Genomic DNA, 13,341 nt, shown 5'->3' with positions numbered 1-13,341 from the left:
CCAAGAACGCCGCTTTTTTATTTGGCTTGTGCTCGTCGTTGTTTACCAGTCAACACCTTTGAGTGCCTTTACGCCAGATTCGAAAGCGTGCTTAACGTTCTTCACCTCTGACACGGTATCGGCCATTTCAATTAGCGTTCGGTGCGCACCGCGACCAGTAATCACCACGGACTGCATTTTAGGGCGGTTATTCAGTGCTTCGACCACTTCGTCTAAGTCGATATAACCGTAGCTCACCATATAAGTTAGCTCGTCAAACAAGATGACATCAATAGAGTCGTCTTGCAGCATGCGCTTACACTCTTGCCAGACACCTTGCGCTGCCTCGGTATCGGCAGCTTTGTTCTGGGTTTCCCACGTAAAGCCAGTCGCCATCACTTGGAACTCAACGCCGAGCTTTTCTAGTAGATTGCGTTCACCGTTGTCCCAAGTGCCTTTAATAAACTGCGCGACTGAACATTTTAGACCGTGTCCTACCGCACGCGCGATGGTACCAAAGCCCGATGTCGACTTGCCTTTGCCGTTTCCGGTGATGATGAGTAGCAGGCCTTTCTCTTCTTGAGCGGCCGCGACACGCGCATCCACCTGTTCTTTTACTTTCTGTTGGCGAGCTTTGTGACGGGCTTCTTTGTTGTCTTGTGCCGACATAGCAAATCCTTTTAAATTTAGCAAAACTGCACCTATCATAGCGTATACCGCTAAGCGCAAAAACCATTGGTTCTAAAGGGAAATTATGAAAAGAATTTTGGTCGTCTGTATGGGTAATATCTGCCGCTCGCCGACGGGAGAGGCGGTGTTACGTGCTAAAGCTCATGAGTTGGGCGTCGACGTAGAAGTGGATTCCGCTGGAACCATAGGCTATCACGAAGGGAATCCGCCGGATCCTCGTTCTAAAGCGGCGGGGGAAAAGCGTGGATACTCGTTTAGAGGCATTCGAGCTAGACAAGTCACCCGTGCTGACTTCGAAGATTTTGACTTAATTTTGGCGGCTGACAAAAGTAACCTTGCGGATTTGCATAATCGCTGCCCGGAAGCGCATCAACATAAACTTAAGTTATTTTTGAGCTACGCAGAGAGCCAATATGATGAAGTGCCCGATCCTTACTATGGTGGGGACAAAGGATTCGAGCTGGTGTTGGATCTGATTGAAGATGCCAGCGAGCGATTACTAAAAAGCTTATAGCCTTTGGGAAAGGCTACGCAGCCATCACCCGCCCACTGAAATAGTCATTCGAGACGATGTACTCTGTATTGCGGATTAGCTCGTCTCTGATTTCTGCCCAGTGGAGTGAATTCTTTTCGACCCCAGGGACAACACCGCCAACGCGAATGTTGAATGGTGTCAGTTGTTTTGCCCAGCTTTGGGTAAAACCGGCAACCATTGAAGTCGCGTTATCCAATCCGGAAAGATCTTGATAGTCGTTATGTGAAATGACATTGACGATCACACCGTTTTTCTTCTCTTCACGCATACGTTCTGCGGTCGCTTGGCCAAAGGTAAACAGTGTCGCGGCCATCAATGCAAGACTCTGTGTAAAGGCATCACTGGCGGCGTGGTCAAAGATGTTTGGCATTGCTTCGACCGTGATGGCGTTAATTAATACGTCTGGTGAACGGTGCAGCTCATGATCAATATATTCAAACAGAGCGGAAACAGACTCTATCGAATGGTCATTGATCGGAAATTTATGGATATGAGAGGAGACTTCATGACAAAGTTTGTAGGTGTCATTGAACTGGGAAGACTCTTTATCACATAGCACTATCGTCGCACCTAAGGTCGCAAAGTGGTAGGCGAGTGTGCTCCCGAGCTGAGAGCCGGCAGATGTGATTAATACTACCGAATTAGTAATATTCATTGGCTTTCCCCTAAGACCAATCCACACTTTATTGTTCACCTATCATGGTAGATGGATGGGGATTTAGATGTGAATAACATCAAAGTTAATCAATACGTCATAATGATAAAGTTGTTTCTTTGCGGTCTTTCACACTACGTAGGTCAATTACTGTATCGATACGAAAAATGATGCAGTGAGTTTGTGATCTTAATGGAAAACTTACTTCTGCACTTGACGCTCTACGTGTGAGCAGAAATTTGGAAAGTGCGTTGCGCTTCAACCAGTTTGTTGTACAAATCCGCAGGTAGTAATTGTTTAGGTTCGGCTTCGCTTAACTTTCGGCGTTGATGTCCCGAAAGGTTATGGTACAACTCTTCTGGCAGATCATGGGTATCTTCCGGTAAGTAGGCGAGAACTTCTGGTTTTAGGTAATGGCTGAGCTTTGCGCTCGGCAGACCCGACGCATGAAATAAGTTGGCTTGCTGGGCAGAAATCTCGTACGAGCTTTGGTCAGAGCGCAGTGGTTGAGGTGTCTGCAACTCAAACCTTTGGCGTAGCAGTTGATCAGTAGTATTGACGGCTTCGATCTGCTCAACTGGCGTGTTGTCACGTACGTCATCCGAAAACATCGACAGGATCAGCGCAAAATCAGCGCGACGTCCTTCATGAACAGCATGGTTGATACCATTGCCGAACTGAAGTTCGTTGATAATCGTTGCTTTGTCTAAAGTATGGACTTGCATATACACCCTCGTTTGATGCTTTTATAGCGACTCAAAGAGAAGAAACTTTAGTGAAATTAATCGTTAAAACGACTCAATCGCTCAAAGATTGCCCATCAAATGTTTATCAATAGGCAAAGCAGCCTAAAGCTTAGTTAAAGTTGAATATTGCTATCATCGCGTCCCGTTACAAGCCGTTCCAATCTCGCCTAACGCCATCCTCCGTGTATCCAGATTCTCACTCATTTCTTGAGCAAGGTGTTTAGGTTTAGTGGTTGTTTTCTAAACCTATTTTTATCTCTACCTGGGTAATTCATATCTTAAATATGAGAATGCCAACACAATTACTCAGGGAAATAAACTATGCGTCGAATAAATTCGTTATATAACAAATGCTTATGTTTGTGTGCGGTCGTTTTTGAAACGTGCTAAATCACGGATTTTGACAGCATGTTTTGCTATTTTGTCCACTAGATAGTGACAAAGTATTAAAAGTATTGCCGCTGGTAATAAGCGAAGTTAGGAGTGTTTATGGACGTAGAAGTATCTCGCCAAACCGCAAAAGTGGTAGAAGTCGTTGGTGACGTTATTGTGGTCAAAGTCGATGGCAGTCCGCGCAGAGTTACCGAAGGCGATGTGATTCAAAAGAATGAAATTGTCATTACGATTAATCAGTCTAGTGTACTGGTAGACACCTCCGAGCACTTGATCGCACAGGGTCAGAACTGTGTAGGTTGTGGCAACGAACAAGGAGGTTGGGTTAGCACTCCTGTTTCAGGTGAGTTGAGCGTTGATCCACAGCAACTTGCGAATGCAGCGACGGACGAAATCGATATCGCGGCGATTCAAGAAGCGATTCTCGATGGTGTCGACCCGACCGAATTACTCGAAGCAACCGCAGCGGGTGGAACCGTAACAGGTTCGGCTAATGCTGGGTTTGTTACCATCGAATACAATGGTGCAGAAGTGCTTGCGAGTACTTTCTTCGAAACCCAAGGCATTCCGCGAGATGAGTTTAATCAGCGTGATGAGGATGGCCGTTCATTGGCGTTTGCTGCTGGTGGTGAAAGCATCAGTGGCTCTCTTGTCGAAGGCTCAATCTCTTTAGAAACCTATCCGCAATCCGTGTCTAGTTCGGTCATTATCTCCGCAGGTGACCTGCCGCTTGATGCCACCTCTTTTGTACCACAAACACTCTCGCTCTCTTCACTACTGACTGAGCTCAATAGCGATATCACGTCAAACGGACAGGCTGTTTCGTTTACTTATGATGCGGCGGAAAACGCGATCGTTGGTGTGTCTCAAGGAGAAGAAGTTTTGCGTATTGATATCGATACGCAAAACGTCGGCAAAAACGTCAACTTAGAATTGACCACCTCGATATTTCAGCCTATTGACCATCTGCCGTCAGTCGGTGGAGGCCAAGTATCGTTCTCAAACGACCAGATTTCCATTCAGTTTAATATTGAAGGTAAAGACAGTGGCGGCAACTTAATTCAAGCGCCGATCAACGCTCAAGTGACGATTGGCGACGGGCCAGATCCTCAAATTGACGCGACATCGAGTGTTGAGCTTTCGGAGTCAATGCTTGAGCAAGGTTCGTCTCCTAGTGGTGGTGCGGTGTTTGTCACGGACACTATCTCTTTCAGTGAAGGTGGCGACTATATCAACCACTTCCGCCTTGAAAGCAGTGAATTTAACACGGACGGAGCGCTGACTTCAGGCGGTTTGACGGTGCAATTGCGTGAAGAGCCTGCCGATTCTGGCGAGTACCTAGGCTTTACCGTTGACCCATCGACAGGCGCTGAAACTGACATTTTTACACTGAATTTCAACGCAAGTGTCAAAGGCCAATACACCTTTACTTTGCTTGAAGCGCTCGACCATGCTGATGCCAGCGGTAATAACATCTTAAGTTTTGACTTACCTGTGTATGCGGTCGACAGCGACGGTGATGACTCGGTAATGAAGCCGCTGCAAGTGACGATTGAAGATGACGTTCACCTGATGCAAGGTGGCAATTGGACGATTGTCGAACCGACCCTTGGCACCCTAGAGGCTGAAAGCACCGCGACAATGGAGCTTTTTTCAGAGCAGAGCGCGGACGGAGCCATCATCACGAAAATCATGTTTGGCAATGAAACCAGAACGCTGGATTTGGATGCCTCAGGTGAACAAGCCTTTGGCTTTACCGAAGGAACGTTGTACATCACTCTCGAAGGCAGAATGCGTTTTGAGCCAGCCAGCGATTTAGACCATTCGAGCGGAGACATCGTTAAAACCATCGTAGTGACCTCAAGCGACTTTGATAACGATGCGCAAACGACGACGGTCACACTGACTATCACAGACGGTGCGAACCCGATTATCGATACGGTTCCAAGTGTGAGCGTGTCTGAGACACTCCTTGCCGACGGCTCTATCGGCGGTGCAACCCCCGTGTCATCGACGAATACCGTTAGCTTTACCGAAGGCAGCGACCATATCGACCATTTCCGTCTTGATACCAGCCAATTCAACACCGATGATGCGCTGACTTCTGACGGACTCGTCGTGCAATTGCGTGAAGAGCCTGTCGACTCAGGTAAGTACCTCGGCTTTACTATTAACCCATCGACCGGCGCAGAAAACCCAGTCTTTACGTTGGACTTTGATGCGAGTGTCAAAGGTCAATACACCTTCACCTTACTTGAGGCGCTAAACCACGCCGATGCCAATGGCTACAACACCTTAAGCTTTGATTTACCTGTTTATGCGGTCGATAGTGACGGTGACGAGTCGGCGACTAAGCCACTGAAAGTGACGATTGCAGATGATGTTCCCATCATTGATAACCTCGCCAGCGGTAGCGAATTAAGCGTTGATGAGAAAGAAATCAGCGGAGGTTCGCAATCTGCCGGCTCGACTTCCATTGCGCAAGGTTGGTTTGAAACCACCCAAGGTGCCGATGGGGTTGTGGCTTATCAACTGACTAACATTAGCAATACCGAAAGCGGTCTCAAATCCGGCGGGCTAGACGTCACCATTTCTACAGTGGCTGGTAATGCTGTGAGTACGGCTTATCAGGGCGTAGCGGGTAATCAGGTTATCTTCACCCTTGAGTTGGGCGATGACGGTCATTACACCTATACCCAATTTAAACCGCTAGACCATGCACAAGACTCAGACAGCCTGACAATACCATTCGAAGTGGTGGCGATTGATGGCGATATGGATGCTTCGGGCGCTATATCTTTACCGATTGAAGTTCTCGACGATCAGCCAGTGGTGATAGGAGAGCCGACAGGGGATAAGCGCGTCGATGAAGATGACATTTCCGCTATCGGTTCGGACCAGAATCAATCCACGCAAATCTCGGGCAACTTTACTCTGCTTGAGGGCGCGGATGGTGTGGTCGAATATGAACTGACCGATGCAGATACCATCTTATCCGGATTAACCTCGGGCGGAGAACCACTTGAGTGGGCGGCGGTAGAAACCAGTGGCACTACGTTTGTCTACACCGCACAAACCAGTTCGGGTAGTGACGTGTTCACCATGACGTTTGATACGTCAGACAACAGCTATACCTTCACGTTATTGAAGCCACTAGACCACGATGACGCTAATCAACAGAACGAACTAGAGATCAACTTTACCATCAAGGCAAATGACTATGATGGTGACCAAAGCTCGGTAATAAACCTACCGATCACGGTCGTTGATGATGTCCCAACCCTGACGACACAAACTATCACCCGAATAGAGGGGCAGGGTTATAACGGCTCTAAAATCGATATGTTTGCGGCAGAAACAGATAAAGGCGCAGACGATGCGGCGTTAACTCAGATTGAAGGGACGACCTCAGATGGCTCATCGATCGTGTTTGGTGGTACTGGCGGCGTGTACTCTGATTCGGTTGAACTGTCTGATGGTATACAGACCATTAATGTCTATCAACAAACCGACGATGGTAATGGTGGCCAAGAGACCCGTCAGCTGGGTATTTTACGCATCAACTCAAATGGTGAAGTGGAGTTCAGAGCCAACAACTATCTTGAGCACGATGGTGATGAGATTAACTTTACCGTCAAACTCACCGCAACCGACGGAGACTTAGATACCTCGGTTGCTCCGCTGGATATCACCATTACCGATAGAGAGTCACGACCAATCGCACTTAAAGTGACGACATTTGAAGATGCGGGACGCGATTCGAGCATCACATACGTAAGTGGTGATGAACCCGCGTTCGAAAACGCGCAAGATAACCAGACTGATTTGCCAGACGCGCCAGTCAAAGTAGCGTTACAAGTGAACTTGTATGACCAAGATAATGGAGAGGCAATCGGTGCGCTAACGCTGAAAAATGCCAATAAACACCACGGAACTTTCTATTATGAGCAAGATGGTGAGTTCCACAAGTTAGAGGTGACGTCTGGAAAAATAGTGATGGATGGGTCTCTGCTTGAACAGAGCTTCTCATTAAGCGGTAACAACACCATTGCGACGATAGAAAACCTCTATTTTGTGCCGGATCGCAACTACTCTACTGGTGAGAACGGCATTAAGATCAACTATCAACTGCAAATCGACAACAATGGGATTCCTGATCATAACGTCAATTCAAATTTCCGAATTGAAGTGGAAAGTGTCGCAGACATCGCCACGTGGAACGACTCTCAAAGCACTTATCAATACCAAGTGACTGAGGACCAGAGCAATGTTGAGCTCAAACTCCTCGCGGAAACACAAGATATCAGTAACCCAGAAACCATCAGTTATCAACTTGAAATCATCGAGGGTGAAGGGAAGTTTGAGTTGTTCATCGGCAACACGCTTATTACCCCACAAGACGGTGTTTATACCGTTTCTTCCAGTGACATTGATAACGTAGAAATCAATCCGATAGATAACTTCTCGGGTCAGATCCGCCTTGAGGCAACGGCTGTTACTGAAGAAACCGTCAACGCCTACAACGACGGCACAACCGATAAATCTACCGCGCAATCTGAAGCGAAAGAGATAGTGATTGATGTGCGTCCATCCGCTGATGCTGGCCGCTTTAGTGTCAGTCGCATTAAGATCAACGAAGACAACATCGCAGATCCAAACTATATCGGTGATGAGCCGAATTATGAGCCGTTTACTCTTGATGAAGTGATCGCGATGAACCCGTCTGTCGATGTGGATGGTTCTGAAACACTCTACGTGCGTATTTCAAATATTACCGAGAATGCAGAGCTAAATTGGGTCGGAGCGGGCGCTGATCAAATTACCGCCATCACAGTTGATGGTGTTGAGTATTTTGAGGTTCGATACGACCAGTTGAGCAACGTCGAAGTCAATCCTGAGCTACACAGCAACAAAGACTTTAGCTTTAAGGTGACGGGTGTAGTGAAAGACAGCGCGACCTTATCGGACGGCACATTGGACGTTGACGTCAAAGTTCTCGGAACGAAAACCGTCAATGTTGAAGTAAAAGGTGTTGCTGATATACCACAAGGTCATGTTACCGGTTCGCAATGGACAAAGTTCAGTGAAGGTGACGTTTCAGGGATTGAAACCACGATTCAGGAAAATGGTGAAGCGGAAATCGATTTTAAGATTGTTTCCGGTGAAGTTTTTGATAAACCAAGCGACAGCTCTGAATCGATTACGGTGTTGTTATCCAATATTCCAGACGGAGTGGTGATTGAAGATGGCAACGGTTCGGGGATCAATCTGAACTTTGTTGGTTACGAGAAAGGGGCAGACGGCAAACCCGATATGTCGAAACCTATCTATGAAGCCGATATCACCGATTTAAATGCCAATTCCGGCATTGTGATTAAACCAACGCACTCATCAACTGAAAATATCACGATTATCGGGACGATCGTGGTGACTGAAAATGACGGGCATACGCTGACGTTTGAAAAAGAAATTCGCGTCAATGTGGAACCGGTGATTGATACCTCACTGACATACACCAATCGTAGTGTTGGCAAAGAAGACTCCGCGATCAATATCGGTTGGCACCCGAAAGGTAGTGACTACTCAGATAGCGATGAACATTTCACCTCGATCACGATTAATGGTGTACCGGATGGTGCAACAGTCAATATCAATGGCAACGTGGATTGGAATTTTGACAGTTCGACGGGAACCATCACCATTGCGCCGTTGGACGGTCAAACACCTGAAGAGTTTACACAGATCGCACTGAGCAACAACTTTGTTCAGATCACACCGCCGGCTGACTCAAGTGCAGACTTTGACCTCACGACAGTCGTCGAGATTGAGGAGCGTGACCACGAGTACACCAGCGACACAATCGTTGGCGAAGGTGGTCGAGTCACCGCGACTATTACTGGTGATGTGCACGTTGTGGTTCGTCCGATTGTCGAGCCAGAAGACAGTAAAAATCGCTTAGTGGTGTCGGATGAAGCAGGCACGACGGAATACAGTAGTCTAGTTGCCGATGCCAACGGCCAGCTCCGCTTCACTATCAACAGTGATAACGCCCAAACTGACGGCTCAGGGAACGAAGTGTGGGACGGCGAGTATGTCATCAAATACAACGAAACCGATGCCTCATCTGTTGAGCGCGTAGAAGATGTGGTTATTCAACTGACCAATACTGATGGCTCGGCTCTTTCTGATGCGGTGCTGACGCAACTCGTGGTGACTGGTGCCGCATACGAAGGCGAAGGGCGTTGGGTTATCATCAACGAAGAGGCATTCAGTATCAGCGCACCGAATGGTTTAGACCTTGATGGCAACGCAAACAACAACAGCACAAGTAACGTCAACGATATTTCGCTGACGATTTACACCAGAGTACTGGATGAGGGCGAGGATACCAACGAGCAAACCGCGAAAGTGGTTAGAGAAACGTCGATTGACCTCTCGTTCCCTGAAGTCATTATTGGCAATGACCACGTTGCAGCGGAAATCAGTATTCAGGCTGATACTGTGGTTGAAGGCACCGAAGATACTCAATTAGACCTTGGACCGTATTTAGAAAGTGCGATCAGTTTTAATGCCGCCGATGATTCAGCCGATGAAGTCACGATTGTAATCGATAAGACTGTGACCATCGACGGCGTTGAGTATCCGATTTCTATCTCTGGCAGCGAAGTGGATTTCGTTAATGGCAAATTTGTCTTCCAAACAGGCATTTCATCGACGGGTGTTGCTGGTGCATTGGACGGGCTGCTGCTCAACTTGCCAGAGGACTATTCAGGTGACTTCAGATTACCGTTCACGGTGATCACGACTGATATCAGCTCCGGCGATGAAAACGTTCAAACCGGTGATGTAATTATCAAAGTGAATCCGATTGCGGACGTCAAAGATGGCATTGATTCGGAACCGGAAATGACTTTCAATGTTGTCGGATCATTAGATGCCAACATGAATCCGATTGACCAAGATGGTCAAGCTGGCGCCGACCGAGTAGGGTACGAAGACAGTTATATTCAGCTCAACTTGGGCTATCAGATCGTTGACCAAGTAACGGGTGTCGAAGGTGGTCACGAAGTTCTTTCTGGTATTACGCTCACTCTGGAAGATTCATCGATTGGCGAGTTTTATGACCAATCGGGCAATGCTTTAGGTTCAACCCTATCATTGAGCGAAAGTGAGATTGAGAATGGAGCGTTAGATAACATCCTCTTTAAACCAGCAGACAACTATCCAACTGGCAACGACGATAATACCGTAAGCATTCTGGTGTCGGGAACCGTAACGGATACCGCGACGTTTAATGAATTGGGTACCAGCGCGGAGCACTCAGATAACTTCTCGACCAGTGTGAGCTTTGACGTTGTTCCTGTTGTGGATAGTGTCACTGTCTCCGGTCCGGGAACAGACCCAAGCCAAGCGATTGAGATTAGCGGTAATGAAGATGAGTCCATCTCATTAGGCAATTCAGGAACAGTGTCTATCGCACTCAGTGATACCGACGGCTCTGAATCGTTCGTCTCAATTACCTTTACCAACGTGCCTGATGGCTTCTTGTTCAGTGCTGGCTCGGCAAGTGGGTACGTAGTAAAAAATAACGGCGGCGGTACTTGGAGCGTTAAATTACCAGCAGATGCAGGCGAAACACTCGACCTGAGTGCGATTAGCGTGCAACCACCGAAAAACTTCAGTGGTACGGCAGAGTTTGGTGTCACCGCGTATATCGAGGAATCTTTGCTGGGTGTGCCAACGCCAGTCACAAATCTACCTAAATTTGTACTGACGGTGACGCCCGTTGGTGATGCCGTCGATAGCGATCCAACCGATTCTGTTGAGGGCACAGAAGGCAGCAATATCGACATTGCTATTGATACGTCAACCTTAGACAACACCTTGTCTGCGACTGGCAACGGCACGTACAGCGAAAACGCGCCAGAAACGCTTCGTATTGAAGTGTCGAATGTGCCGGAAGATGCGCAGATTTTCTATCCAGATGGAACGACGTTGGCGACGTATAACGCGGTAAATGATGTTTGGACGTTGGATGTACTCGCGCAACAAATCGATAAGATAGTGTTTAACTCCGGTGAACGTAACAGCGATAATGGCAATGCCTTGGGTATTGATGGTCCGCTGCACATCTCTTTACAGGCAGTGGATAGAGACGCACAAGGTAACGAATATCTTGGTGCGAAGAGCGAGTTTGATGTTGAGCTTACGGTTGACCCTGTTAATGACCAACCGACATTCGTCAACGTCAGCGATCTAGCGACGACAGAAGATGTGGTCGGTGGTGTTGCGATTGACCAGTTCCAAATCGCCGACATCGATGTCATTTATGATGACCCAGACGCGACTTATACGCTGACACTTCAGGTGGATAAAGGCACTCTTGAAGCGAGTAGCTTTCCGGATGTGAGCTTTGCACTAAAACCAGACGGTAGCTTAGTCATAAGCGGTAAGCTGGCGGACATTAACACCGCGCTTGCCAATGGCGTCGTTGTTTTTACCCCAGATTCAAACAGCAATGATCTCAACTCGGGTGGTCCTGTTTTGGTGACGGCGACGGTCGATGATGGCGGCAACAATGGTGCGGTTGACCCAACTGATACATCAACCTCGAACAGCAATACCACTACCTTTGAGATCAATGTAACCGAAGTGAATGATCAGCCAGTTGCCGGAGACCTAGACTTGGGCGAAATCGACGAAGATGGCTCAATCCAGATCACCGCTGCGCAACTGATTGCTGCAAGCAGTGACATTGATGGCGATACACTGAGCGTGACTTCCATTACCGTGCCGGCAGAGCAAGGTGAGTTGATAGCAAACCTAGATGGTGTGTCGTGGACGTTTAACGCCAAGCCGAACTTTAACGGTGAAGTAACTTTCAATTACGTGATTGAAGACAATGGCACCACTAATGGGGTGAACGACTTCTTACAAGATACTGGCTCTGCGACACTGACGGTCAATGGCGTCAACGACGCGCCGATCATTGATTCTTCTTCAATCACCACACAAGTAGAAGAAAGTTCGGCTCAGCTTATCAGCGGTATTAACGTCAGTGATGTCGACTACGTTGATAGCGATGCCGATGATTTGATGATCGTCACTCTATCCGTGGATTACGGTACGCTTTCGGTTTCTCAAACCGCACCAGAGGAAGTGACGGTTACGGGAAACGGCACCGACTCTATTACGTTAACGGGTTCGTTGGCGGCGGTGAATGCGCTAATCGATACGCCAATTGCTCCAAACGGCGTCTTCCTCGACGCGAGTTACTCGCCAGTCGATACGATTAATTTAACCGTAGTGGCGAAAGACAACGGCAATCCTTCTGGAATTGCGATTGAAACAAGCACTGTGAGTTATCCGATTTCGGTGACACCCGTTGCCAACGCGCCGACGCTAAAAATTGACCCAGCGACTTTGTATGTGAGAAACACCACGGTGAGCGAATCCGGATTTTTAAACGGGTTCATGTTGGCGGGAATAGTGGCAGAGTTAGCCGATGCTAATGAAACGCTTAATCTCGTCATTAGCGGTGTGCCGGATAACGCAACATTATTTAGTGGAACGGAGACGGTCACATTCGATTCAACCAACAACCAATGGATAGTGCCACAGGCCGCGATTGACGACTTGCAAATACAAGGTACAGGAGTTGGTCAGCATACGATTAACGTGGTGGCGACGTCACAAGAGAGCAATGGCGATGTCGCGGAGTCTGCACCGGTCGAGATTAACCTCCATGTCGTGACCGAGAACAACCCGATTGATTTGTCGGCAAGTACTGATGATGTTCAACTGATCGGCGGTTCGAATCAGGATCTAACCAGTGGTAGCGGTGATGATCGATTGGTTGGAGGTGCTGGGGATAATACGCTTGTGGGTGGGGATGGTGACGACGTGCTGATTGGTGGTGTGGGCTCCGACATACTCACAGGTGGGGCTGGCATGGATATCTTCATTTGGAACGAAATTGATAATGGTGCGACCGATACTATCACCGATTTCAGCCTTTCCGAAGGTGACAAAATCGACCTGCGTGACGTGTTGCCAGAATTGAAACAGCCTGTGCTGGATATGGATGCGTTACTCGAAAATATTGATGCCAAAGTGGATGGAGACCACATTGAACTGACGATCTACGCCAATGGTGCAGGCAGTGATGAACAGACGATTTTGGTTGAAAGTCTTGCCCCGCAATTAACGATTGTCGGCAGTGGCGCGGCAGATATTGTGACGGCTTTGCTGGACCAGCACGTGCTTGTTCATGACAGCTAAGCCTAGGAAAACGAGCAATTAAAAAGCCAGCTAAATGCTGGCTTTTTTATCGACTAAATTTA

Annotated in this window: 5 protein-coding genes; 2 read left to right on the top strand and 3 right to left on the bottom strand. The window is 47.8% G+C overall.

Annotated elements, in window-relative coordinates; all coding sequences use genetic code 11:
• Window positions 1–42: 42 nt before the first annotated feature.
• A complete protein-coding gene (gene cobO, locus HCZ42_RS04475; protein ID WP_167419548.1) occupies window positions 43–648 on the bottom strand; it encodes a cob(I)yrinic acid a,c-diamide adenosyltransferase in 606 nt (201 codons plus the stop codon).
• Between the two features lie 85 nt (window positions 649–733).
• On the opposite strand from cobO, the gene HCZ42_RS04470 reads away from it, so the two are divergent.
• Entirely contained in the window at window positions 734–1,183 is a 450-nt protein-coding gene (locus HCZ42_RS04470; protein ID WP_167419547.1) for a low molecular weight protein-tyrosine-phosphatase, read from the top strand.
• A 13-nt stretch (window positions 1,184–1,196) separates the two neighbouring features.
• Here HCZ42_RS04470 and HCZ42_RS04465 read toward each other — a convergent pair whose 3' ends face one another.
• Together HCZ42_RS04465 and HCZ42_RS04460 are read right to left on the bottom strand one after the other, a co-directional pair.
• Window positions 1,197–1,859 carry an SDR family oxidoreductase gene (locus HCZ42_RS04465; RefSeq protein ID WP_167419546.1) on the bottom strand — a complete coding sequence of 221 codons (663 nt, stop codon included), beginning with the start codon at window positions 1,857–1,859 and terminating at the stop codon, window positions 1,197–1,199.
• Window positions 1,860–2,080: 221 nt separating this feature from the next.
• Window positions 2,081–2,584: a VC2046/SO_2500 family protein gene (locus HCZ42_RS04460; RefSeq protein ID WP_167419545.1), complete on the bottom strand. Its 504-nt coding sequence runs from the start codon at window positions 2,582–2,584 to the stop codon at window positions 2,081–2,083.
• 510 nt (window positions 2,585–3,094) lie between these two features.
• Between HCZ42_RS04460 and HCZ42_RS04455 the strand changes: the two genes are divergently transcribed.
• Entirely contained in the window at window positions 3,095–13,279 is a 10,185-nt protein-coding gene (locus HCZ42_RS04455; protein WP_167419544.1) for a retention module-containing protein, read from the top strand.
• The last annotated feature ends 62 nt before the right edge of the window (window positions 13,280–13,341 follow it).

Source organism: Vibrio hepatarius, from assembly GCF_011806575.1.
In the GTDB taxonomy this organism is placed as follows: Bacteria; Pseudomonadota; Gammaproteobacteria; order Enterobacterales; family Vibrionaceae; genus Vibrio; species Vibrio hepatarius_A.
This window is presented reverse-complemented; position numbering and strand designations above follow the sequence as displayed.